We start from the raw sequence: 25,033 nt of genomic DNA, 5'->3' as shown, positions 1-25,033 counted from the left end.
ATTTATGGCACTAGTCTGGTAGGTGCCATCAGAAGCAACTCTTAATATCCTGAATGAAACACAGCTTATAAAGGCTTGCCTCAAAGGCAAAAAGAACGCCCAGCGGGCGATCTACGATACCCACAAGGGTGTCATGTTCGCCTTGTGCCTGCGTTATGCGTCCTCCCGAGAAGAAGCGGAGGACATCTTACAGGATGGTTTTCTGAAGGTCTACCGCGATTTGCATCAATACAAACCCGATGCACCACTTGGTGCTTGGATTCGCAGAGTTATGGTCAACACCGCTTTGGAAAATATTCGCAAAAAAAGTCGACGTCCGCAAAGTCGCGGGCAAGAAGTGATGGCATGGGATTCGGTAACGCATACCAATCCCTCCACCGAGATGAATGCAAAAGACCTGACGGCGGTGATTCAAAGCCTGCCCGAAGACTTTCGACTGGTTTTCAACTTGGTGGCATTAGAAGGGTACTCACACCGAGAGGTGGCCGAGAAGCTGGAGATCAGCGAGAGCAACAGCAAAGTGAGGCTCACCAGAGCCAGAGCCATGCTGCAAGAAAAAATAGCCTTGATTTTTGAAATTGACGGGTAATGGAAGAAAACAATTTGGATAAATACTTTCAGGAAAAGCTGGCCGGTCATACCGAGGAGCCGCCACCCGCCGTATGGGAAGGCATCTCTTCTGAATTGTCCAAAAGTGGATTCGCATGGAATAAGCGCTACCTCCTCTTGCTGCTCTTGCTCATATCCATTGGTGGGGCTGCCTTTATAGGCATCCGTCTTTACGATATGGATTCACGCGTGGCTGAATTGGAAAATAAAATCAAGACGGAGAAGAGCGAATCGACTTCCGAAACTCAGGAGAAATCCACCGGAACCTCAGACCAAAATGCTCAGAAAGCTTCGGCGACCAATGAGAAAAACATTGCAGGAAATGCCTCAGAGGAAATTCGTGAAGCTGAGCAAAACGAAAAGAAATCAAATCAAGGAAAAGATTTAGTTGAAAATCCGCAAGGAGAGGATTTTGCTAAAGCTGCTTCAACGGTAAATCGATCGAGCGACCTTGATAGATCGACCTCAAAAACGGATCAAGCCGCAAAGGCGGGCTACACCTTTGAGCCAACTCCGAATCCAGGAAAATCAAAAGGTGACTCGGAATCCTTTCTCGGCATAAACGCTTCAACGCCGATTGAGCCAACTCAAAGTCAACCAAATTCAACAGGCAATTTTGAAGTGATACCGACGACTTCGCGAAGTCATTCATCTTTGGCATACAACCCCACCCTGCTTTCGAGCATTTCTCCTTTCTCATTGGTCAATCCCGAATTCACCGGTCGCGAAAGGGAAATTGATTATTTCGACGAGCCCGGAAAAGACTGGTATCTCTTTGCATACGGAATGGCCAATTACACGCACCGTCGCGTTGTGGCCCAAGCCGAGGGAGCCGAAGCCATTCCCAACCAACTCGACAAAGTTGAAAACGGGTTGATCACTCCCGGAGCGGGATTGCAATTAAGTCGCGAACTCGGAAAAAAATTCCGCTTGAGCATAGGTGTGGAATACAATCAGTGGATTCAAGAAGGCAGTTATTCGGCACAGGTTGTATTCAGCGATGTAGAAGTGATGATCAACACGGCAACAGGATCAGAGCAGTTTGATTTCGGTGGTAGTGTCGAGAGCTCATTTGGAAGCACACAATACAATTCAACTTCGGGTGAAAACCCATTTGGAATTGGTTTTGAGACGCTTTCTCCTGATGCCGATCCTGTTGAATTCAATATTCAAGCGCGTCAACAGATCAACTATCTTTCTATTCCAATCAGTTTGGAGTATGTCTACAACCTATACCCTTTCACGTTTACCGCAGGCGGCGGGCTCTCAGTAAATCACATCCTTGGTTCAAGCATGGACTACACACTTGAAGATGGCTCACCTGATTTGGAGATAGCACCGATGAAAAAGATAGAAGGAACCTACCTGGCCTTTCAAGCAGGTGTAGCGGTGGAATATGGCATCTCGGAACGCATGTCGCTGCGCCTCAACCCAAGTTACCGCGGTTGGATGACACCAATTTTCGAAAATGAGCAAATCAGAACGCTGCCATTTGGGGTAGCCGTGAGAGCGGGATTGATTTATCGGTTGAGTGATTAAGCCGGTTATCTCGGCTCCGGTCTGGCTTTGCTCACTGACCGCACTCGATCAACCGATTTTTAGGTAAAATGCTAGTGGCCCGCATCTGTTTGACTTGTCTAACCGCAAAGTGCACTCATGAGGCGCAAAGCGCGCGAAGAAATGGCCATAAAGGACAATCTCTACAACCGAAAAAACCAAGTTGAATTCAACGGGATCTCTCAGCGATCTCCGCGCCGTCTCGGAGTGCTCTGCGTTTAAAAACGCACTGCAGACTTAACCACTGGAGACTTGCAGACCGCTTTCGGCTCACCGAAAAAAACACAACACCCTGTAACCATTTCCAATTTTCGGCACTCTATTACCAAACGATTAAACCTACCGACATGAAAAAATATCTTGCATTATTCCTCATCCCTTTTTTCGCTATTTCATGCAATTCCGACGACAAGGATTCAAATTCTCCTGCGGATCCAACTCCAAAGAACACCATCGAACTCGATAACATCCAAGAAGGCCAAATCAATCGCTATCTGCGCTACACGGCAGACTGTTCCGACCCCGAAGGAAGTTTCGCCTACAGCGGTGACACTTTAGTAGTCGAAATCCACTCGACAACCGAAGGGCTCGTCTTTTACGAAGAGTTCACTGAAGGATCGACCAACTTTGGCGGATTGGAACCATCCGAAACCCGCGTTATTTCTCGTGAAGGCTATATTTTAATTCCCGAAAGGCAATTCTCCCAACTCTTCTTCTTTTACGGCAATGACACCATCTACTTGACCAAACCCGAAGACCTCAACCTCAATCAAGGTACCTGCTTTATTGAGTACGAAAATGGAGAGCCCTTTATCGGTGAGGAAATCGGATTTCTGCCCACTTTTAACTATCAAGACATTGATTACCAAAATAACCGAATCGTGTCTTGTGTGCCTCCCATTATTTTAAATCTGGATGCCTACCTGATCTATGACGAAAGTCAGCTTAAGATGAGTCACACGCTTCGAGATATGGGTACTTCATTTTCCATTGATGGATACACGCTACTTCGGTAATTATCAATACTTAATTTAGCATTACCTAATCGACCAATCATGTATAGAAATACCCCATTCACCCGACCCTTTCTGATCCTCATATTTGCCTTGAGCACCATTACAGCTATTGGGCAAGGTATTGAAGAACTTGAAATCATACCCGGAGCCCCCATCACCACAGATGATGTAGTTTCTGTAATAGCCACGGCCTGGCATCCCAGCCAAGGCTGCCCGATAGTAGAAACGGAATTTTTCTACAGTCAAGACACCATTACCATCGTGGTGGAACACGAGCTAGGCTTGGCCACGGCTATATGCAATTCCATAGATACCACCTCAATGGGAACTTATGCACCCGGAACCTACAAAGTCGAGTATGTGATGATCTCGGGCGTTTTCGGAGAGGTTGGCATCGCCGACACGGCTTACACCGAATTTTCCGTCCAAGGAGTAAATTCAACAAATGGTCACGAAACTCTTTCAGCGCTCAAGATTTATCCCAATCCAAGTAATGGAGACCTTTTTGTCGAGACCGATTGGCGCGGCGAATCTGCCGTTTATGACTTACTGGGAAAAGAACTTAAGAAGTTCAGAATCGACCGAAGCCCGTTTCATTTTTCGACGGCTAGATTGGCTCCCGGCGTTTATATCATGAGGCCCTTTGATGGGAGGGCTTTTGAAGGTGGGAAGTTTGTTGTGAGGTGATTAGGGTGCTTCACCCTCTCCAATCTTCTCTTCGCTCAGCACCCGATAAATCTCTTCTTGAATATTCGTGCGGATATCCATCCGAGCCAATTTCTTGTTCTCAGCGCTGGGGTAAACACGATTTGAGAGGAAGACATAAACAATGTCTTCTACAGGATCAGCCCAAGCAATGGTACCTGTAAATCCAGAGTGACCGAAAGAGTCGAAACTCACACATTTGCACGTTGGGCCGGGACCATCTGGAATCACAGGTTTGTCAAACCCCGCTCCCCTCCTTTCCTCATCGAGTTCCGAATCGCAAAACTGACAGCGGGTATACTCGCTCACCACCGCTTCACTTAAAAAGCGCTCTCCGCCGTACTCGCCTTTGTTGATGAGCATTTGCATAATAGCCGCTAGGTCTTCAGCATTGCTAAACACCCCTGCGTGACCGCCAACGCCTCCTTGCATCGCCGCACCGGGATCGTGCACATAACCGTGAACCAGCTGACCTCGGAAATAGGTGTCGTACTCAGTCGGAACGATTCGCTCTTTTGGAAAACGCTCCAAGGGCTGATAGCCCATTGTTTGCAATCCCATTGGCTCATAGAAATTGGATGCAGCAAAACTATCCAATCGTAAACCGCTTTGTCGCTTTACGATTTCGCGCATAAAGTAGTAACCTAAATCGCTGTACTTGTAATCTCTATTGGGCCTCAAGGGAGATGCCAGAATGCGGAACATGAGCGAGTCACTCACCACATTATTGATGTACATCTGCCGCGCTACTTCACGCGAGTACAAGGCCGATTCGCTCTTGGAATACACATCCCACTTGGGCTCCCCCTCGTTCATGGTTTCCACATAAAACGGAATCCAAGCTTTCAAGCCCGCCACGTGCGCCAGCATCCGCCGCGGCTGCATGGTATAGTAGGGACTATCGGCCCGAATCTCAGGGAAATAATTACTCAATGGGGCATCGAGATCAAACTTGCCCAAGTCATCGAGTTTCATCAGACTGATGGTAGAAGCCACAATCTTGGTAATCGATGCCAGATCGTACAAGTCAGTGCTTCTCACGGGAGTTTGATCATCGTAAGTATGGAACCCATAATTCTGATTGAAGATGACTTTTCCCTTTTTAGCAATGAGAATTTGCGCTCCAGGATAGGCGCGTTTTTGGATGCCATCCATGGCAATGGAATCTATTTTGGCGAAAGCCTCGGGCGATAAACCGAACTCCATCGGTGAGGTGTAGTGAAGTCGAGTGGCCTCGGCCAACTCTATTCCCTCCTTCACCTTAAAGTACTCTCCTACCGAAACAGGCAGTTTTCCCGTTACGGGAATGGCTCCCATAATGGCTTCGGCCGCCGCTCGATTGAGATGCGCATCATCTTGATAACCCACGAGTATAGCCTTAAGACGCTCGGGATGATTCAGCTTGGCCAAAGCGTATGGATTGCCCATAAATACCAAAATGACCTCTCGCTCAGCGGCGATGGTTTCGATTAAATTAATGGCATCACCTGATAGCCCGAAGTTCTTCGATGGTGAATTAGACGTTCCCTCGACGTTGATGATGACGGTATTGCTCTTCAGCGCAAAATCGCGAACGCGCAGAGCTTCGACAGGCTCGGGAGAAGTCACTGTTTCCACCGATTTGAAATCGGTGTATTTGGCCAATCGGTTCTTGAAAATTTGGCCGTCTCCGCCAATGGTCACCACCGAGATGGTTCGGCTGTCCAAGTCGCCGAGGGGCAAAATGCCATTCTTATTCTGCACCAAGGTCATGGCGGCATCGCTCAGCTTCTGTTTGAGAAAATCAGCTTCGGGAGTATTCAGATCTTCAAAGATATTGGACTCCGATACCACTTCCCCACGGTGAATTCCAGCCCATTCCTTAGCCTTCAAAATCTTGGCAACACTGCGATTCAAATCAGCCTCAGAATAAGACCCATCGGCGATTGCGTCTCTAATCTTGTCGAGGGCTTTGGGTACATCTTCCGCAAAAAGCAATACGTCATTTCCTGCTTTCGCGGCAAGCAAGTCCACCTCACCGGGATCGTAAAATTTGGAGACTCCTTTCATATTGAGAGCATCAGTAAAGATTAATCCGTCAAAACCCATTTCTTCTTGGAGCAGCCCCGTTACCACATTCGGCGAAAGCGTGCTAGCCCGATTGGGAGTAGAATCCAATGACGGGATCGATAAGTGCGCTACCATTATGGAGCCAAGACCTTCCTTGAACATTTTAGAATAAGGATAGAGCTCGACACTTCTCAATCGATTCATATCGTGTTTGATCACGGGTAGATTGTAGTGCGAATCGGTATCGGTGTCTCCGTGCCCGGGAAAGTGCTTTGCATTGGCCAATACGCCATTGTCTTGCATTCCATGCATGTAGGCCAGTCCCTTTCTTTCGACATTTTCTTTGTCCTCACCAAAAGAGCGGTTGTTGATTACGGGATTGTTCGGATTATTATTTACATCCACGACGGGTGCAAAGTTGACGTGTATGCCAATTCGTCTGCTTTGGCGGGCTATTTCCTTTCCCATGGCATAAATCAGCGAATCATTTCTGATAGCGCCCAAGGTCATTTGTCGGGGAAAGCTGATGGTGCTATCGAGCCGCATGCCCAGTCCCCACTCGGCGTCCATCCCAATAAGCAAGGGGATTTCAGCAGCAGATTGAAGTCGATTGTACATTTTGGTTTCACGCACGGGGCCACCTTGAAAAAAGATCAAGCCGCCGATTTTGTATCTTTCCACCAACTCGAGAAGCTCCTTTTCGTGCTTGGCATCGCGATTGCTATAAGCAGCTACCATGAAGAGTTGCCCGATTTTTTCTTCCACGGAAAGTGTAGCCAACAGGCTGTCAGCCCAAGGTGTTTCAGACTTATCGAATATCGGTTGGGCTTTCGCCGACAAGGCAAATGCAATAAAAAAGAAGAAAAAAAGTGTCCTCAAGGCAATTCTCATCAATGGATATTTGTTAAACAATATTGAATGAACTCATTAAGTCAATTGAACATGAATGGCGGCAATGTCAGTTCGAGTGATTCGCGCCAAGCGAATAGTATCGAGAACAGCCTTGCACACGAAAATTCTGATTCTCGATACAAATTTCCCTCCTTACACTCGGGAAATTCACTCGAATTGACAGAATTTTCTCTTCACACAAATCATGACGAATGTAGTATGCTTGTCAACCATCGCCGAAGAAAGGCAGTATTTTTATTCACATCACTTTGCCAATCCTTTAGGTAGAACGAAATTTGGAATTGGAAAGTGTAAAAAACCTCGATCGATGAGACCACCGAGATTACCATCTGTATTTAAACTAACTGAGCACAACCGCTACAAGAGTTTCAACTATGAGCCGCGCACCTTCGATGAGCGAAAGGAGCGATTGGCAAAACGAAAGAAGGAAATAGAGAAGGAACTGGCGCTGGAACAGAAGCTTGGAAAGAAATACGAAGAGCACCTTAGGGAGCGAATTAGCGAATCTTGGTCTCGGAAAGAAACAAGACGTGTTCAACGCAACTCAGGCTTGAGACTTTTGCTAATTTTGGCGGCCCTTATGGCTGTTGTTTATTACTTCTTATTGGCTTAAACCTTCTCCATTCGCTAATGCCCGATATTATTCAACTTCTTCCGGATGCCGTCGCTAATCAAATAGCGGCGGGTGAGGTAGTTCAACGACCTGCCTCGGCAGTGAAAGAACTGCTGGAAAATGCCGTGGATGCAGGTGCTGAAAATATTCAGCTTATCATCAAGGATGCGGGCAAGACACTGATTCAGGTTATAGACGATGGCTGTGGCATGAGCGAAACAGACGCTCGAATGAGCTTGGAACGCCACGCTACTTCAAAAATCAAAAAAGCCGAAGAGCTTTGGCAGATTCGCACGAAAGGCTTTCGCGGAGAGGCTTTGGCATCAATTGCCGCGATATCTCATATGGAAATGAGATCGCGTTTGCGCGAAAACGAAATAGGAACAAAAATCACGATTGCAGGTAGTGAAATCGGCAATCAAGAACCATGTGCTGCGGCACATGGCACCTCAATCTCAGTTAAGAATCTCTTCTACAATACTCCCGCCCGACGAAATTTCCTAAAGTCGGACGCGGTAGAAATGCGCCACATCGTCGAAGAATTTGAACGAGTAGCATTGGCTCACCCCGATATTGGCTTTTCCCTTCACCACAACGACAACGAACTCTTCAACTTAAAGCCTTCGACTTTAAGGCAAAGGATCGTAAATGTTTTTGGATCGAAGTTCAACGAGAGACTGGTTCCCGTTAAGGAAGATACTGCCATCGTTCGGCTGGAGGGCTTTATCGGCAAACCGGAATACGCCAAGAAAACGCGTGGAGAGCAGTACTTCTTCGTAAATGACCGCTTCATCAAAAACAGCTACCTCAATCACGCGGTGACAAGAGCTTTCGACGAATTGATCGGTCGGGACTCCTACCCTTCTTACTTTCTTTACCTCAAGGTAGATCCCGCCAGTATCGACGTCAACATCCATCCTACGAAAACGGAATTAAAATTCACCGAAGAACGATCGATCTATGCCATCGTGCACAGTTCGGTGAGAAATAGCTTGGGCAAATACAATATTGCTCCAAGCCTCGATTTCGATCAAGAAGCCATTCTCAATATTCAGCCGCTTCCACAAAATGTGGAAGTAGCTCCACCTGAATCGAAAGACTTTAATTTTAACCCGTTTGAAACCAAAGCGACTCAGCCCACAAATGGTGGTGGTGGAGGATTCAACTCAGGTCGCTCCGGTGGTTTCAGCCAAAATTGGAAGGAGCTTTACAGTATTACGGAAAAGAGAGATGGGGAGGAACAGTCTCCGCTTTTTGACCGAGAGGAAGAGAAAGAGATCGATTTACCGGTTGTTTCTGTAACCGATCGCGATCGCCCGATATTCCAGCTTCACCGTCGCTACATCTTAACTCAAATCAAGTCAGGCTTTATCATCATTGATCAGCAGCGGGCACACGAACGTGTGCTGTTCGAAGAGATCAAACGCGGATTGGAACGCGGCAGCGGATTCAGCCAGCAACAATTGTTTCCGCAGCGTGTTGAACTCGACGGAAAAGACCTACAGTTGCTGGAAGACTTGAAGGAGGACTTGTTTAAGCTCGGCTTTAACATTTCAACTTTCGATAATGAAAGCGCGGTGGTAAACGGAGTTCCGGCCGAAGCAAAAGGTCTGGATGTAGGAGCTCTAATCCAAGACTTCTTGGAACAGTACAAAAGCTCAGTAGGACAATTTCAAAACGATCACCACGACCAGATAGCTGCGGGAATGGCGAGAAGTTTAAAAATCAAGGAAGGGAAGAAGATGGAGAATACGGAAATGCTCGATTTGGTAGATCGTTTGTTTGCATGTGCGCAACCGCAGATCACCCCTTCAGGCAAATCAGTGATTCTCAACTTTACACTGGATGAAATTCAAAGAAAATTCAAAGCTTAGATGAGCGCATTTCAAAGTAGCAGTGCATTTGGTAATATGCCCGAAGTGGTCAAAAATTTATTGATCATCAATGGCCTATTCTTCTTAGCCACGATTGCATTAAAACCTCAGGGCATTGACCTGGAAGTTTACTTTGCCGCGTTCTATTGGAAATCAATTCTATTTGAACCATGGCAGATTGTAACGCATATGTTTATGCATGCCAGCTTTCCTCACATCTTCTTTAATATGTTCGCTCTCTGGATGTTTGGTTCGGCTATCGAAAGAATTTGGGGTGGAAAGCGGTTTTTGCTGTACTACCTCGTTACAGGATTTGGAGCTTTTATTTTGCACTACCTGGTCGTAGCTTATCAAATTGAACAGCTTTTGCCTCAGGTAAGCAGCGAAATGCTGGAAGTCATTAAGACAGAAGGCGCACAGCTCGTAATCAATAACCGTAATTACACTGATCCTGTTATAGGCAAGCTCAATGGCTTATACAATGGACCGGTAGTAGGTGCGTCAGGAGCAGTTTTTGGAATCTTATTGGCCTTCGGGATGATGTTTCCCAATACTCGTCTAATGCTGCTTTTCTTTCCCGTTCCTATCAAAGCCAAATACTTTGTTATTGGGTACGGTGCCATCGAGCTCTTTTCAGGTATAGCCAATCAACCTGGTGATAACGTAGCCCACTTCGCCCATTTGGGGGGAATGCTATTTGGCTTTATCTTAATCAAATATTGGAATAGTAACAAAGGAAACTCCTCATACGGACACTAAATGGCCTCAATCTTAGACGACTTAAAGCGCAGCTACCACAGTGGCAATATGGTCACTCGATTCATCTTTTTGAATGTAGGTGTTTTCGTGGCTTTGAGTCTCATTCGCGTTTTTGGCTTCTTTTACAAAAGTGACTTCTTGGGAGTAGTAGTTCCTTGGGTAGCTGGCTCTTCCAATTGGGAGACTATGTTGTTTCGGCCTTGGACCGTGATGACGTACATGTTTGTCCACGAGGGGCTGTGGCATCTCTTTGTCAATATGATCATGCTCTGGTTTTCGGGAAGGCTCTTTGGTGACCTGCTAGGAGACCGACGATTGGTAGCCGTTTATTTTTATGGTGGTATAGCGGGTTTCCTGCTCTACTTTGTTTCTTACAATATTTTCCCCGTTTTCTCAGGAGCTGAGAGTACCATTATTGGCGCGTCTGCATCGGTTATTGCCATTTTGGTCGCAATAGCTACTTATAACCCAGACATGGAAGTGCGGCTTATCCTTATCGGTAATGTCAAACTTAAATTCATCGCCATCTTCTTTGTGGCCTTAGACATTTTATTCCTCGACGGTGGAAATACAGGTGGACGCTTGGCTCACCTAGGCGGTGCACTACTCGGTTTTTCTTACGCCAGAAGTCTTAGCAAGGGCAATGATTGGTCAAATGGATTTTACGGTTTCGTCAATTTCTTTCGCGATTTGGTCAAGCCAAAACCGAAAATGAAAGTGGCCTCGTCAAAGGCCAGGTCAGCTGCATCCGGCTCAAGCTCGCGCAGCCAAGCCAAGAAGAGCAAAGAAGAAGTGTCGCAGCAGAAGAAGATAGATGAAATCCTTGATAAAATTTCTCAAAGCGGTTACGACAGCTTGACGAAAGCAGAAAAGGAGTTTCTGTTTAACGCAAGTAAGAAGTAGTGATTAAGCGCCTCAGGTCTTTTAGCAAGTCCGCCATGTTGACCATCAATATCATTATGGTCATTGGGATTGGATTGGCCTACCTCGCTACTGAAATCAGCCCCGATAAATTCCCATATCTCGCCTTCTTTGGAATTGCTTATGGCTTCTTTTTGGTTGCCAATATCATCTTTATCGTTTTCTGGCTCTTGGTGAAAAAGCGATTCGCCTTGATCTCCACCCTCGCCATTTTGCTTGGCTTCACCTACCTCGCCTCTTACTTTCAAGCTATTCCCGATTTGAATTCAAAAAATCCACCTGCGCGGTCGGTGAAGGTAGTCTCCCAAAATGTGAAGCTCTTCGGCTGGTACAATTGGGGAGAGAATATTGCCTTGCGAGATCGCATGATGCTGAAATTGGAAAAAATGAACGGAGACATCTTCTGTTTCCAAGAATACTTTCACAATTCCGGGCCAGGGATTTTTGAAACAAAAGAACTCTTAAAGTTGACCTTGGGTGCGCCATATGTATACGACGAGTACACTTCAACAGTGGGGAAGAATCAACACTACGGCATAGCGACTTTCAGCAAGTTTCCAATTGTGGGTCAGGGCAAAATTAGATTTGAAGGAGAGACGAATAACAACATGAGCATCTATACTGATGTGGTGGCTTATGGCGATACAATTCGGATTTACAATGTACACGCGGCTTCCATCCGATTTAGCGACTCTCAATATGCTTTCATCAAAGAGTTGAACGATGAAAAACAAGAAGCCCATGTCGAAATAGATGAGGCATTGGGAATCGTCCAACGACTTGCAGGCGCCTTTGCACGAAGAGCCAAGCAGGTAGAACAAGTAAAAGCGCATTCCAGCGATAGTCCCTATCCGGTAGTGATTTGCGGCGACTTTAACGATACGCCCGTTTCTTACAGCTACGCCACTATCTCAGATGGCTTGGTTGATACCTTTCGGGAAGGCGGTGGATTGGGAATCGGTAGTACATACTTGGGGGCATTTCCCTCCTTTCGAATTGATTATATCTTCCACTCGGAAGATTTGGAATCAGCAAACTACACCCGTTACGAAGAGGGTATTTCGGATCACAATGCGATTAGTTCGTTTGTGTGGGTTAAAAAAGACTAGATTCCGTTCTTAACCGTATTAGCCTGAACTAGAAAGTTTGATAGCAACGCGCACGCAGGGCTATAAACCAAGGAGTTGACATGGGTCAATGACTGTTTATAGATCAAGTGGAAGGCAGATGGCGGACTTTATAGACAGACTCTAATTAATCCTAACACGCCGCAAGTCTAGCACATTCATCGGATTGGCATCCAGCCCCGAAACATCCTTGGAGACAAACCTCATCACCACGTCGTAGTAGAGTGGGACAATCGGCGCTTGAGCCATCATGAGACTATCCATATCGGTGTAAAGACTTGCACGCTTTTTTGGGTCGTTTTCACTCAAAGCTAGTCGGTAAAACTCATCAAATTCGGGGCTATCGAAATGCGTATAATTCGGACCACTCGGTGATTTATTCTCTGAATTAAATAAAGCCATGAAATTCTCGTCATCGGGATAGTCAGCGAGCCATGACTTTCGGAAGAAAGGCAAATTCCCTTTTGATGTGCTTTCTCGATGCACGGACGCAGGAAGGACATCGACTTTGATTTTGATCCCAAACTCGCTGAGTTGATGCTGAGCGTATTCGCAAAGATCGACGTAATCTGTAGTTGTACTCAACGTCAATTCAGAAAGGCCGACACCATTGGGGTATCCAGCTCTTTTCAGAATGGCTTTTACCGAATCGGGTCGATACGTATATCCGGCGCTTTCGTTGTAGCCCGGCATTCCTTTGGGAATGAACCCACCGTGGGCAGGTGTGTACACATTGTTGCGCAAGTAGCGCACCATAGCGTCGCGGTCGATGGCGTAGTTTACCGCTCGGCGCAAATCGGCATTGAGCCAAGGGCTGCCCTCGTTGAGTGAATCGCTGATTTGAAAACCGAGGTAGTCCGTCTTTAAGAATGGATGACGCTGTAAATAAAACTTGTCTGAATAGATTGGGTTGAGTTCCCCCACAGCCGTGAGCAATTCGTCTTTATAACTGGCGTGTAAGCCCGACATAAAGTCGAAATTCCCTTTGAGGAAATCTAGATAGGCCGCACTCTTGTCAGGAATAAAGGAAACCGCGACTGCATCGAGATAGGGCAGCCTCTCCCCCGCTTCATCAACTTGAAAATAGTTCTCATTCTTGTGGAGTGCCAATCGGGAATTCTCAATCCAAAAGTGAAACTTAAAAGGGCCCGTTCCGACGGGATTGCTCCGAAAATCGTCGCCGTACTTTTCAATGGCTTCCTTTGGAATAACAGAGCAGTACTTCATTCCCAAAAGACCGAGAAATGGCGGAAAAGGACGATTGAGTCGAATTTCGAGCGTCGTGTCATTAATAGCTTCAAATGGCTCATTTTCACTGACATTTCCAAAAACCCATGCGCCCGGCGTGGTTTTCATCGGGTCAATCACCCTTTTAAAACTGAAGACAAAATCGTTCGCGACTACCCTTCTGCCTTTTCCATCGGGAAAAGCTTCACTGTCGTGAAAGAACACATCATCACGAAGAAAGAATCGGTAAATGGTACCTGTCGAGTCTATTTCCCAGGCATGGGCGATAGCGGGCCTTACCATTAAGTGGTCATCTATTTCTACCAAGCCGTTAAAGAGAAGATTGCAGGCCCAAAGATTTTCCAAGTTGCGGCTTTGAGCGGGATCAAGAGAAGAAATCCCCGCCGACTCGTTGTAGCGGAAGATCATCTTGTCAGGATGAGTGTGTTCATTGGCGCAGCCAAAAAGAAACAAGACAAATATGATGATGAATCCTCTCATTGATGCAAATTAAGGAGCTTTTTCAATGGCGAAATTGAAATTCAATTTTCGTTTCCCACAGACTTATCTTCAATCAGGCAGATCCATCTTTTTTGAAAACCGAATTCCTTAGCCATCTGAACATCGACACCCATGTAGAGATCAATACGACGACGGAAACGGTGGTGCATCTTGTCCATGACCAAAAAGGTATCGCCTTCAAAACCTTCTACGAGCACACGTGCATTTCTCACGAGTCCGCTATCCAGTAAATCACGTGAAATAGCGATACACTTCATTCCCGGTTCAAGTGTATCTCCCCATGCGGCGATGTTTCCAGGTGTTCCGGGTCGTGTTTGATATGGCAAACTGTTGTAAGCGGTCACAGAAACCTTGAAGCATTTTAAGCTCTCCTCTTGAGGCTCTTCATTGCAAGCAAGGCAAACCAAAAAAACAAATGAGAGATATTTTTTCATGGAAAGATCAATAACGGGAAAAGAGCTGAAGAAATACTAAAAGAGCCTCATTGAGACTCAAGACTATTTCTTTTTCTTCTTCTTGGGTTTGGGCGCCGGAAGCTCCTCAAGAGTCAGTCGTATCAATTGGCTCAGCCAAGCTTTATCTTCAATCTTTTCTTCGATCAAAAAATTGGGTTTAGCTCCTGGATAAGGCGGAGCTTCGGTTGGCTCACCAATAAACGTTCTGCCTGCATTGGTGGGTTTGATAAAAAGTCGATTGTCGCAAACACTGCCGAAAATCTTTCCATCCGAATAGATTGCATATTCACCAAACATTTTCTTGGCGACGATTTCTCCCGCACCATGAATGTGGTCTAAAACATAGTCGACGTAACTTTGATCAGAAGCCATAAGTCCTTTGAAATGGTTGCTTCGCACAAGGTACTGAAACGCACTCAGAGTTTTTCCGGAACCACGACCTTCACGGTCTCTCCTTTTTGAAATAGGTCTCCCGTTTTCTTTTGATTGATTAAGAGGGTAATGGCCTCAGTCAGTTCCGTTTTAGTTCTTTCAATGATCGAGCCGGCTGTTTCGTTTTCTTTGGCACTCACCAATTCAAGAGTTGGGACGCTAATAGTTTGGATATCCTCCTCGCTAAGTGAGTCCAGGCTATACAGAATTCCTTCCATCTTGGCTTGGTCTTGACTGGTGCTCACGGCCATAAAAGCAAAGAGGAGGCTATCTTGCTTTACCCAAGTTTTGGATCCGTAATAAACGTCTTCGCCCGACTTTTCTTTAAAGGCAATGATATGACCAATCTTATTACCTATTGAAACCGGCTCTGACCCAATCATAGACTCCTTGGCATAAGAACTCAAACTCTCCAAATACTTTTGCGCTGCCTCCGTGGGATTGACATCACTTCGCTCAAAAGTCACTCGCATGTACTCTTTCTTTTCTACATTGACTCCTGCGATTAAATTTCCTACAAAGTCACATTCCCAATCTTCAGGGAAATCTAGTTTGAAATCATCTTTAGGATTGAGGTAATTCTGCTCGACAAATATTCCGTTAGATGGATCGCTTCCCGCTAAAGCTCCATCAAATTTCTCCAAAAAGTCACTTGCTACGTAGGACCTCTCTCCTACCTCTAGAGTTGATCGAATTTTATCAATTCTGGCTATTCTGTCATCGGTCATGGGATGGCTGGCGTAGGCGTTCTTCTCTTCCTCCTCACCCGATACAATTTCCCCATACTCACCTATTCGAGATAAAATGGTCTTCAACGCATTCGGATCATATCCGGCTTTCGCGGCAATTTCTACACCTTCGAGATCTGCTTCAGTCTCTTGCTTTCGGTTGTATGAGGCATGTGTCAAAAGTCCCAATTGTTGAAAGGGAGATTGAAGAGCGTTTCCAAGATTCTCATCGACCACAGCGCCGATGATAGCGCCAGGTATTTGAAGAATCCCTGGAATGATTCCCTTTCTATTGGACTTGATCACATGGCGATTGTTTGCATGGATGATCTCATGAGCCATGATGCAAGCCAGCTCATCTTCTGATTCGAGAAAAGGAAACATGCCGGTGGTGATATAAAGATGGCCTCCCGGAATGGAAAAGGCATTGGGCTCAGGTGTCGCCAAAATGGTGTATTGGTATTCGAAGAGAGGCTCCTCCAGTTGAGCGGTGAGGTTGTCTCCTACTGCTTTGATATAATCCGTCAACTCTGGGTTATCGTATATACCAACCGAAGCTTCTACATATTCGGAGTACTGCTTCCCAAGCTCAATGTCCTTTTGGATGTTTTGCGCGTGGGAAAATTGTACAAAAGATATGAGGATAAAGGAAGAAATCAGTCTAGACATAGGCGCACAAAAATAGCTGATTCTTCTACATCTTTTTCTATTTCTATCATATGAGTTCTTCTCCTTCGAAAACCCTATGCTCAACCTGAGAGGAAACAAACAAGTATTCAGTAAATTTGAATGGTGTGCTACATGCCGCGAAGGAGAAAAAGTTGCGCCTCCGATTCTTAAAACATGCGAGATGAAAGTTTCATTCACTATTTTTCTATCGATATTATCCATTTTTTGTCTGGCTCAGGAAGAGGGAAACCCCAACACTGTATTCAACCAATCCTTGGCTGATGAACTGAGTGCGAGGTCTGAACTTGACCAAATCGCTGCGTACATACCTCAAGGAAAGTACGAAGACTACTCAAGCGAAGAATGGAGCGCATTTAAGGATAGTGTGTTTAGAACCAATAAGGCTTTCTTGGAAAGAGTTTTGGATATTCATGGTTATCCTGGTTATGATCTGGTAGGTGAAAAAGGGGAGAGAGATTATTGGGTCATGGTACAACACTGTGATTTTGATCCGGCATTCCAACGAAGAGTCTTAAAAAAATTAAAGGTTCAATACGAGAAGGGAAATGCTGACGGCAGAAATTATGCCTTGCTGACTGACCGCGTGAACCTGAACTCAGGGGAAAAGCAAGTTTACGGCACACAGGTCACCTACATCATGGAAACAGGGCAGGCCATTCCCAAGGCCCTTGCGGATAGCTCAAATGTCAACACCAGGAGAAAAGCTGTCGGTCTGATTCCATTGGAAGAATATTTGAATCGCATGACAAAAAGCCACTTCGAGATGAACAAAGACTTGATGCTGCAAAGAGGTACTGAGGAGCCGAAACTCTACGAAGTCGAAAATTGAAACACCCTGATAAGAATGGAGACATGGGGAAAGTTCATTGCCTACTCTGCCAAATCCCAATATACTGACCCGTCGCCATTTTTCGGGACTGCCTTTTTGCGCGTTCGGCCAGCGCGCCAGTAAACGATTCGTCGATGGTTTCATGCCAAAGGCGAAGCCACTGAGCAAAGTGATCTTGAGAGATGGTATGCCCCGAAGCTTGATCAACTTCGATGTGTTTGCGGGTGGGACTGCCTTGAAAATTGGTGCCACCCAAAAGCTTCATTTCCCAGAAATCGGTGAGTTTGGATAGGTGAGCGGGCCATTCATCTTCAGCGATGTGTCGGTTGAATACTGATCCGAGCATGTCGTCTGTTCTAATTTTCGCATAAAACGAATGAACGAGGTTGGCGATATCTTCTCGTGAAGTCAGAGTTTTCATAAAGTGAAATCAGGAGTTTTTAGCTACTTGCTGAACGCGCTCAGTTCGGTCGAGTTTGCTCAAACTGAGGCGCACGATGCTCGGCTTTTTAGCTGTGAGATCGTGAGGTATGCCTCCTTCCAGGCTCAGGATATCTCCTTCATGCAAGCGACTCACTTCACCATTCACACCAAAGTCAATCTCCCCTTTCAGGATGTGCACGATAATGGGAAAAGGCGTTTGGTGCTCCTTCATTATTTGACCCGATTCCATCGCAATTCCAATCTCCTTGGTAAAAGAGCTTTCAAGTATAAGCTTGGTTTGAACCCGCTCACTGCTGTATTTCAGTTCGTTTTCAAAGGATGACTTCTTCATCTTGTATTATTTGGTGATTCTTCTCCAAAATTACAAATAAAAGACATTCGTATCCGAAATATGACTTTTATCATAGTACCCCCTCATTCATACTTCTACTTTTGACGCAAAGGTGAAAAAGCCTTCTGAAAATTCTTATGAAAGGGAAGTGGTACGAAATAAGCCTGTTGTTTTTTCTGGCCGTTGCCCTTATTGGCACTCTTTTGAGATCGGTTTCTTATGTCGGCCTTCCTCTGGAGTACATGAATTTGGTGCACGCCCATTCTCATGTGGCTTTTCAAGGCTGGATCTACACCATAATGATCCTCCTGCTCACCAAGACTTTTCTGACCAAGGATCAAATTCAAAAGGGAAGGTACGTACTCCAGTTTAAGCTCAGCGTTGCGGTGGTGATCGGCGTGCTTATTTCCTTTGCCATGAAGGGTTATGGACTCTACTCTATTGTGTTTTCTACCCTTTTCCAAATCTTGAATTACTGGTTTATCTATCGATTTATCAGCGATACGAGACAGCATCCCCTGAGACTTGAAAAGACCACGTCTTTGCGCTTTATTATAACGGGGCTATGGCTTGGAGCAATATCTACCTTACTGCCTTTTGGAATAGGAGCCTTATCGGCAAGGGGCCTAGGGAATTCGGAGGTTTATCAATCCATGGTCTACTCCTTTTTGCACCTTCAGTACAATGGATGGTTTCTGTTTGTTGCCATCGGGCTTTTCTTCCATTTTTTGGAAAGCAGCGGTTTGAAAGTCGACCAAAAACACCTCAAACGCTTTTACGTCTTATTTGTCCTTGCCGTGATACCCGCCATTTCGCTATCACTGCTGGGAATGGATTTCGCCGATGCGGTGAGGGTGCCAGCCTTCTTGGCCGCAGCGCTCACCATTGCAGCATTGGTGTTTTTCGTACTCGCCTTACCCAAAAATCTTCTCGCCTACCTTAGCGACCAAGAGATTGTGGTAAGGCTTTTTATCCTGGGATTCTTGAGCTCATTCATTTTGAAAACCACCTTACAAAGCCTCTCTGCTTTACCTTATTTTGAAGCGTACGCTTTTTTTAATAAACCCATCGTCATTGCCTATCTCCACTTGAGCCTTATCGGGGCTGTTTCGCTTGTTTTCCTCGCCCTCATTGTGCATCATAAATGGATAAAAATAAACGCTCTTTCCAGAGCGGGAAGCTTTTTGTTTTTGCTCTGCTTCGTCTTTACAGAAATACTCTTAGCTGCCCGTGGACTTGGCCAAATTTTCAGCCAAATTTTTCTAATTCTGGGCAGTGCGGGAATGGCCATGGGCATTCTCCTCAAAATCTTTAGTAGCACCTTAAAAAATAAGGCCCATGGAAGAATATGAGATTTTTACTTTGGCCAGGGTGGTGCACGTATTGGGAGTAGTGTTGTGGATAGGTGGAGTCGCCATGGTTACCTTGGTAATTCTACCCTCTTTAAAGCAATTTGACGCAACCGATAATAGAATAGAAGCTTTTGAGCGCATAGAGGGACGGTTTGCGCGAGTGGCCAAAATCACCACCTTGATTACGGGTCTTACGGGGTTTTACATGTTATACGAGATGGATGCCTGGAATCGGTACCTGGATTATCGGTATTGGTGGATTCACGCCATGACTTTGGTGTGGATTCTTTTTACGATCATTCTTTTTGTTCTGGAACCATTCGTACTTAAAAAACGAATGGCCGCGTTTGCTGAATCCCACCCCGAAAAGGTATTTACCATCATGCAAAGAGCACATTGGGTATTGCTCATCATAAGCCTTATGACCATTGCTGGTGTGGTGGCAGGGAGCCATGGCTGGCAATGGATGAAATAAAAAAATGCAAACAACTGAAAATTTTGATACACCTTCTCTTAGTGAAAACACATACCTATGAACCAAGTCTGGAAAAAGAAGTCTCAGGAAGAGATTAAAAAAATTGTTTTTGGAGCCTTGACCGAAACGGTTGACTACCGAAAGCATCATGCACTGGGAGTACCTGCATCTTATTTGGATAAGCAGGTTTTTAATCAGGATGTGAGCTTTTTGCAAGAAGCACCTTATCTATCTGCGTTATTGCAAAACCCCAACCACATCGGTTGCCACACCCTGGGAAAGTCCGAATCATTTTTCAAAGGAACCCACCAAATTGAGAGGGAGCTGATAGAAATATGTGCTGTTGACATATTGAAAGGAGAACGAGCTGCGCAGGACGGCTACGTTTCTTCGGGAGGTACGGAAGCAAATATTCAAGCCGTTTGGACTTATCGAAACTATTATCAAGACCTATTTGCTGCCAAAAGTGAAGAAATCTGCGTGCTGTGTAGTGAAGACAGCCATTACTCTATGAGCAAAGCGGCCAATCTTTTGGGATTGAGTATTTACAAAGTCAAGGTAGAACAAGACTCTCGAAAAATAAGTGGTCATAACATTAGCGCAGCCATTCGAGCTGCCAAGGCCGAGGGCAAGAAATACTTCGTTGTGGTATGCAATATGATAACGACCATGTTTGGATCGGTTGATGACATCGACCTTTACACCCAGCAACTCGAGGCCCAATCGTGCCTATACAAGCTGCACGTAGATGGTGCTTACGGAGGTTTTTATTATCCTTTTTGCAATCCTGAATCTCGCCTAACCTTTGAGAATCCTCACATTTCTTCGTTTACCCTTGATGCACACAAAATGGCTCAGGCTCCATACGGAACAGGTGTGTTTATCATTCGCAAGAATCTTATACACCATGTCCACACCAAGGAGGCAAGCTATGTAGAAGGTGAAGACTGTACACTCATTGGAAGCAGATCAGGCGCAAACGCCATAGCCGTTTGGATGATTCTCACAAAAAATGGCCCGCATGGTTGGCACGAAAAGGTATCTATCCTTCAGCAACGCACCAATTGGCTCTGCCAAAAACTAAAGCGTATGGATATGGATTTTTATCGCCACCCATCATCCAATATTGTTGCCATCAAAAGTACTTCCATCAATCCATCCACCGCTCATCGCTTTGGCCTTGTAGCCGATAATCACGCGAATCCTAAGTGGTTCAAAATAGTTGTAATGGAACATGTCACGATAGATAAGCTGGAAGCTCTTATAGAGGCGGTTGTACAGCCTACTTTATAGAGTGCGTAGCTGCCATCAACCCACCACTTTAAAATGTTAAATTGTCATTAAAGAAATAAAGATACTTTTGTCTTTAATTATGACAAATATCATATTTCATTCAACCATCGGGTTATACATTTGACCCGAAAAATAAAACTACTCTGATGAACGATCTTCTCAAAATCACTTGTGTTTGCCTCCTTGTTTCCCTCTTTAGTTGCGGAGGTGGTGATGAACCTCAAAAAGCCACCAATGCTCCCGCACCTAAATCAATGCTTGAAGAAAAACTTCCACCCGCATCTGAAAGAATCACACTCGATGACAAAGGAGTAGGACAGATCAAAGAGATTACACTTGATCCTGAGATCAATCAGGATATGGTAGCCGAAGGAGCTGCTATTTTTAAAACAAATTGCACGGCGTGTCACAAAGTAGATAAGCGCTTTATCGGCCCATCGCCAAAAGGTATTTTGGAAAGAAGAAGCCCCGAATGGATTATGAATATGATTCTCGATCCTCAACTCATGGTTGAAGAAGATCGCTGTGCGAAAGACTTACTTGTAGAATTTAACGGTGCCGCAATGGCCAACCAAAATATGACCGTGGAGCAAACACGCGCCGTTTTGGAATATTTCAGAACCCTATAACCAACCACCATGAAAAGGATCATTAAAAATTTAATTCTCCCCAGTTTGGCTTCCATGCTATTGGTTGTCACTTCGTGTCAATCGCCTAATGCTGAATCTTCTTCTGCATCGGCTCCAGCCGAAACCGAAGAGATTAGCAAGGAAGCAGGTCAGGCCTTTATTGAAGGTGATGTAGGAAAGCCCAATGTGCTTCAAATCGCTATAGGATCAGAAGACCACACCACTCTGGTAGCGGCTGTGCAAGCTGCCGATTTAGAAAATGCCCTTGTAAATGCAGGGCCATTGATGGTTTTTGCTCCTGTAAACGCTGCTTTCGACGCATTGCCAGAAGGCACCGTAGAAACATTGCTAAAGCCTGAGAATAAAGAGCAATTGGCTACTATTCTTAAGCACCACGTAACTGCGGGTAAATACGACAAGGAGTTTTTGAAGAAATTCAAGAAGCTCGGTCAAGCCGATGACACCAACGTTACGATTGAAGTCAAAGGAGACGATGTTTATGTAGGCGGTGCCAAAATTCTGGCTAGTGTAGATGCGGGCAACGGTATCGTGCACGTCGTAGATAAGGTCATCCTACCTGAATAATTCCATTACACTCTATTTCAACTAACAGATTATACCAAACGATATGAAAAACATAAAATACAGCCTGATTGCCTTGATGGGAATCGCTCTGATGATTTCTGGATGTGGAAATCAAAATGGAAACGGCTCCAATAAAAATGGTGCGCTTTCATCAAACAACGCTGAGAAAGTGTACGTAGCTCCTGGGGAGTACGATGAGTTTTACGCCTTTGTTTCTGGCGGATACAGCGGTAACATCACCGTAGTGGGTCTGCCTTCTGGCCGTCTTTTTAAGGAAATCCCGGTATTCTCTCAGTTTGCTACTTCGGGTTACGGCTATTCTGAGGAAACGAAGCCTATGCTCAACACTTCCTTTGGTTTTGTGCCTTGGGATGATTCACACCACCCTGATATTTCGCAAACCAACGGTGAGCTTGACGGTCGTTGGGTATTTATCAATGGGAACAATACACCACGTATTGCACGAATTGACCTCACCACTTTCGAAACGACTGAGATTATTGAGATTCCGAATTCGGGAGGTAACCACAGTTCGGCTTTTGTTACTGAAAATACGGAGTACGTAATAGCAGGAACGCGTTTCGCAGTTCCGGTTCCGCAGAGAGATATGCCCATCAACGAAATGAAGGGTAATTTCAAGGGAGCTGTTTCCTTTATCAGTGTAGATCAGGAAACGGGTAGAATGGGAATTAAATTCCAGATCTTGATGCCTGGTTTCAACTACGATCTTTCTCACCCTGGTCGCGGAAAATCTCACGGATGGCACTTCCTCTCTACTTACAATACCGAGGAGGCTCACTCATTGATGGAGGTTAACGCTTCTCAAAATGATAAGGATTTTATTGCAGCGGTAAACTGGAAGAAAATTGAAGAGTATGTCAATAACGGCGGTGGTACGATGATGCCAGCCAACTACGCTCACAACGTGTACGATGAGCATACGCACATGGCTACATCTACCATGAAGAAAGAGGTACTAACAGTAGATCCTACCGAGATTCCTGGTGCGATTTACTTTCTTCCAACGCCAAAGTCGCCTCATGGTTGTGATGTTGACCCTACCGGTGAGTACATCATCGGTAACGGTAAGCTCTCTGCAGATTTGACCGCGCACTCCTTCACAAAAATGATCGACGCCATCGAGAATGAAAAATTCGACGGTGAAGCCTACGGTATTCCGATCTTGAAATTTGAGGATGTTCTTGGCGGAACGGTATCCAGTGGTGGTCTCGGGCCACTCCATACTGAGTTTGACGACAAAGGAAATGCCTACACCACATTCTTCATCTCTTCTGAGATTGTGAAGTGGAAAGTTGGAACGTTTGAAGTTATTGACCGCAAGCCTTGTTACTACTCTGTGGGTCACTTGATGATTCCTGGTGGAAACTCTCAAAAGCCATTCGGTAAGTACGTTTTGGCGATGAATAAAATCACCAAAGATCGCTACCTACCTGTGGGCCCTGAGATGGAACACAGTGCCCAACTCTACGATATCTCTGGTGAGAAAATGGAGTTGATCTACGATTTCCCAACTCACGGTGAGCCTCACTATGCGGCGGGATGTCCTGCAGAACTATTAATGGCCAATTCCAAAAAGATCTATCGTCTTGAAGAAAACAAGCATCCTTACGGAATTAACAACCCAAGCGAAGCACGGGTAGAAAGAAACGGTAAGGAGGTGCATATTTATATGTCAACCATACGCTCTCACTTTACACCTGACAATATTGAAGGGATAAAAGTGGGCGATGAAGTGTACTTCCACATCACCAACCACGAGCAAGATTTCGATGTGCCTCACGGTTTTGCCATGATGGGACAGAATACCTCTGAGTTGTTAATCATGCCTGGACAAACCAAAACTTCTATTTGGTTGCCCAAAAAAGTTGGGGTTTGGCCATTCTATTGCACAGATTTCTGTTCGGCACTCCACCAAGAGATGCAAGGATATGTTCGCGTTTCTCCTGCAAACTCTGATGTGGAGTTATCCTGGAGCTTAGGCGAGGACTAAAAATAATTTGATTTTGGTTTAGTAGAGGGGAGCTGTGTTTTGGCTCCCCACTCCAAATTTGATCAAACTTAGATGTTCACCATAGATAGAGTTCGGAAAAACTCTAGTAGATATAAATCTGAGCTAGAGAGTTCAGTAGCAAGGCACACGAAATTTTAAAAATCAAGGAGTTGACAGCGGTCAAAGCCTGCCCTGAGCGAAGTCGAACGGGACTGTTTTTAAAAAAAGTGTAACGCAGCTAGTGGACTATATAGACAGATGCAAAAAAGGAATGAAATGAAGAAGGCAAGTGTGATAATGATAATAGGGTCGCTGCTGCTTTTAGGCTTGTTCGCATTTCCACTTTGGAATATCGAACTCGGTGCACCCCAATACCCCGATCCACTCGGGTTGAATATTCACATTGACGGGATCAGAGGGCAAAACGAATTTGATGTCCAAAACATCGACGGCCTTAACCATTACATTGGAATGAAGGTACTCCCCAAGTCGCATGAGATGTGGGAATTTACATGGTTTCCCAGAATCAATATCGCCATGGTTTCATTGGGCGTTCTCTTTGGACTCCTTGGCTTTCTGGGAAAAATAAAATACCAATGGTTCTTTGGCTGGTTTATTTTAATGTCAATTCTCGGTGTTTTGGGAATGTACGATTTCAACCTCTGGATGACCGATTACGGAACCAATTTAGATCCAAAAGCCATACTGAAACTTCAAAATCCCGACGGTACCCCCATGAGTTATAAGCCGCCACTTTTAGGTCATTCCAAAATGTTGAATTTTGATGCTTATTCCTATCCCCGAATGGGAGCTTATATGATGTTTGCAGGAATGGGGCTTACTTTTGTAGCGGGTTTAATCGGTTGGAAGGCCACAAAAAAATCCTAG

Annotated in this window: 25 protein-coding genes; 18 read left to right on the top strand and 7 right to left on the bottom strand. The window is 45.3% G+C overall.

Annotation, left to right across the window (positions count from 1 at the left end; translation table 11 throughout):
- The first annotated feature begins 22 nt into the window (after positions 1-22).
- From O3Q51_13995 to O3Q51_13975, 5 genes are all read left to right on the top strand, one after another.
- A complete protein-coding gene (locus O3Q51_13995) occupies positions 23-589 on the top strand; it encodes an RNA polymerase sigma factor (protein ID MCZ4409929.1) in 567 nt (188 codons plus the stop codon).
- Positions 589-2,148, top strand: a complete 1,560-nt coding sequence (locus tag O3Q51_13990; GenBank protein ID MCZ4409928.1) for a hypothetical protein — start codon at positions 589-591, stop codon at positions 2,146-2,148. The genes O3Q51_13995 and O3Q51_13990 overlap by 1 nt, the downstream gene beginning before the upstream one ends.
- 117 nt (positions 2,149-2,265) lie before the next feature.
- On the top strand, positions 2,266-2,388 hold the full coding sequence (locus tag O3Q51_13985) for a hypothetical protein (protein MCZ4409927.1): 123 nt from the start codon (positions 2,266-2,268) through the stop codon (positions 2,386-2,388).
- A 125-nt stretch (positions 2,389-2,513) separates the two neighbouring features.
- A complete protein-coding gene (locus O3Q51_13980) occupies positions 2,514-3,182 on the top strand; it encodes a hypothetical protein (protein MCZ4409926.1) in 669 nt (222 codons plus the stop codon).
- 39 nt (positions 3,183-3,221) lie between these two features.
- Positions 3,222-3,869: a T9SS type A sorting domain-containing protein gene (locus O3Q51_13975; protein MCZ4409925.1), complete on the top strand. Its 648-nt coding sequence runs from the start codon at positions 3,222-3,224 to the stop codon at positions 3,867-3,869.
- Here O3Q51_13975 and O3Q51_13970 read toward each other — a convergent pair whose 3' ends face one another.
- On the bottom strand, positions 3,870-6,827 hold the full coding sequence (locus tag O3Q51_13970) for a serine hydrolase (protein ID MCZ4409924.1): 2,958 nt from the start codon (positions 6,825-6,827) through the stop codon (positions 3,870-3,872). It lies immediately after the preceding gene.
- A 328-nt stretch (positions 6,828-7,155) separates the two neighbouring features.
- On the opposite strand from O3Q51_13970, the gene O3Q51_13965 reads away from it, so the two are divergent.
- From O3Q51_13965 to O3Q51_13945, 5 genes are read left to right on the top strand one after another with little or no spacing between them, the layout of a single operon-like run.
- The gene (locus O3Q51_13965) at positions 7,156-7,461 is read left to right on the top strand and encodes a hypothetical protein (protein MCZ4409923.1); all 306 of its coding nucleotides are present in this window, start codon (positions 7,156-7,158) and stop codon (positions 7,459-7,461) included.
- 17 nt (positions 7,462-7,478) lie between these two features.
- Positions 7,479-9,335 (top strand): DNA mismatch repair endonuclease MutL, encoded by a 1,857-nt coding sequence (gene mutL, locus O3Q51_13960; protein MCZ4409922.1) that lies wholly within the window; start codon positions 7,479-7,481, stop codon positions 9,333-9,335.
- On the top strand, positions 9,336-10,094 hold the full coding sequence (locus tag O3Q51_13955) for a rhomboid family intramembrane serine protease (protein ID MCZ4409921.1): 759 nt from the start codon (positions 9,336-9,338) through the stop codon (positions 10,092-10,094).
- A complete protein-coding gene (locus O3Q51_13950; GenBank protein MCZ4409920.1) occupies positions 10,095-10,997 on the top strand; it encodes a rhomboid family intramembrane serine protease in 903 nt (300 codons plus the stop codon). It abuts the gene before it with no gap.
- Positions 10,997-12,124 carry an endonuclease/exonuclease/phosphatase family protein gene (locus O3Q51_13945; protein MCZ4409919.1) on the top strand — a complete coding sequence of 376 codons (1,128 nt, stop codon included), beginning with the start codon at positions 10,997-10,999 and terminating at the stop codon, positions 12,122-12,124. The genes O3Q51_13950 and O3Q51_13945 overlap by 1 nt, the downstream gene beginning before the upstream one ends.
- 141 nt (positions 12,125-12,265) lie before the next feature.
- On the opposite strand, the gene O3Q51_13940 is transcribed toward O3Q51_13945, so the two are convergent.
- From O3Q51_13940 to O3Q51_13925, 4 genes are all read right to left on the bottom strand, one after another.
- Complete coding sequence (locus O3Q51_13940) at positions 12,266-13,870, bottom strand: ABC transporter substrate-binding protein (GenBank protein ID MCZ4409918.1); 1,605 nt, start codon at positions 13,868-13,870, stop codon at positions 12,266-12,268.
- A 41-nt stretch (positions 13,871-13,911) separates the two neighbouring features.
- Positions 13,912-14,325 (bottom strand): hypothetical protein, encoded by a 414-nt coding sequence (locus O3Q51_13935; GenBank protein MCZ4409917.1) that lies wholly within the window; start codon positions 14,323-14,325, stop codon positions 13,912-13,914.
- A gap of 63 nt (positions 14,326-14,388) precedes the next feature.
- Positions 14,389-14,718, bottom strand: a complete 330-nt coding sequence (locus O3Q51_13930) for a TfoX/Sxy family protein (GenBank protein ID MCZ4409916.1) — start codon at positions 14,716-14,718, stop codon at positions 14,389-14,391.
- Positions 14,719-14,762: 44 nt separating this feature from the next.
- Positions 14,763-16,175 (bottom strand): M48 family metalloprotease, encoded by a 1,413-nt coding sequence (locus O3Q51_13925; protein ID MCZ4409915.1) that lies wholly within the window; start codon positions 16,173-16,175, stop codon positions 14,763-14,765.
- A 181-nt stretch (positions 16,176-16,356) separates the two neighbouring features.
- Between O3Q51_13925 and O3Q51_13920 the strand changes: the two genes are divergently transcribed.
- Positions 16,357-17,025: a hypothetical protein gene (locus O3Q51_13920; protein ID MCZ4409914.1), complete on the top strand. Its 669-nt coding sequence runs from the start codon at positions 16,357-16,359 to the stop codon at positions 17,023-17,025.
- A gap of 34 nt (positions 17,026-17,059) precedes the next feature.
- On the opposite strand, the gene O3Q51_13915 is transcribed toward O3Q51_13920, so the two are convergent.
- Both O3Q51_13915 and O3Q51_13910 read right to left on the bottom strand, forming a co-directional pair.
- Positions 17,060-17,446, bottom strand: coding sequence for a group III truncated hemoglobin (locus tag O3Q51_13915; GenBank protein MCZ4409913.1), 387 nt, complete (start codon positions 17,444-17,446; stop codon positions 17,060-17,062).
- 9 nt (positions 17,447-17,455) lie between these two features.
- Positions 17,456-17,800, bottom strand: coding sequence for a cupin domain-containing protein (locus O3Q51_13910; protein ID MCZ4409912.1), 345 nt, complete (start codon positions 17,798-17,800; stop codon positions 17,456-17,458).
- 137 nt (positions 17,801-17,937) lie between these two features.
- Here O3Q51_13910 and O3Q51_13905 point away from each other — a divergent pair, with 137 nt between their 5' ends.
- The 7 genes from O3Q51_13905 (at position 17,938) to O3Q51_13875 (ending at position 25,033) form a co-directional block, all read left to right on the top strand.
- Positions 17,938-19,152, top strand: coding sequence for a hypothetical protein (locus O3Q51_13905; GenBank protein MCZ4409911.1), 1,215 nt, complete (start codon positions 17,938-17,940; stop codon positions 19,150-19,152).
- Entirely contained in the window at positions 19,139-19,627 is a 489-nt protein-coding gene (locus O3Q51_13900; GenBank protein MCZ4409910.1) for a hypothetical protein, read from the top strand. Before O3Q51_13905 ends, O3Q51_13900 begins: the two co-directional genes overlap by 14 nt.
- 57 nt (positions 19,628-19,684) lie before the next feature.
- Positions 19,685-20,920, top strand: a complete 1,236-nt coding sequence (locus O3Q51_13895; protein ID MCZ4409909.1) for a pyridoxal-dependent decarboxylase — start codon at positions 19,685-19,687, stop codon at positions 20,918-20,920.
- 146 nt (positions 20,921-21,066) lie between these two features.
- Positions 21,067-21,549 carry a cytochrome c gene (locus tag O3Q51_13890; protein ID MCZ4409908.1) on the top strand — a complete coding sequence of 161 codons (483 nt, stop codon included), beginning with the start codon at positions 21,067-21,069 and terminating at the stop codon, positions 21,547-21,549.
- A gap of 9 nt (positions 21,550-21,558) precedes the next feature.
- Entirely contained in the window at positions 21,559-22,134 is a 576-nt protein-coding gene (locus O3Q51_13885) for a fasciclin domain-containing protein (GenBank protein MCZ4409907.1), read from the top strand.
- Positions 22,135-22,177: 43 nt separating this feature from the next.
- A complete protein-coding gene (nosZ, locus tag O3Q51_13880) occupies positions 22,178-24,145 on the top strand; it encodes a Sec-dependent nitrous-oxide reductase (GenBank protein MCZ4409906.1) in 1,968 nt (655 codons plus the stop codon).
- Between the two features lie 276 nt (positions 24,146-24,421).
- A complete protein-coding gene (locus O3Q51_13875) occupies positions 24,422-25,033 on the top strand; it encodes a hypothetical protein (protein MCZ4409905.1) in 612 nt (203 codons plus the stop codon).

Source organism: Cryomorphaceae bacterium 1068 (assembly GCA_027214385.1).
In the GTDB taxonomy this organism is placed as follows: Bacteria; Bacteroidota; Bacteroidia; order Flavobacteriales_D; family Cryomorphaceae; genus JAKVAV01.
Note: the sequence above shows the minus strand (reverse complement) of the source record. Positions and strands in the feature narration are given on the sequence as shown.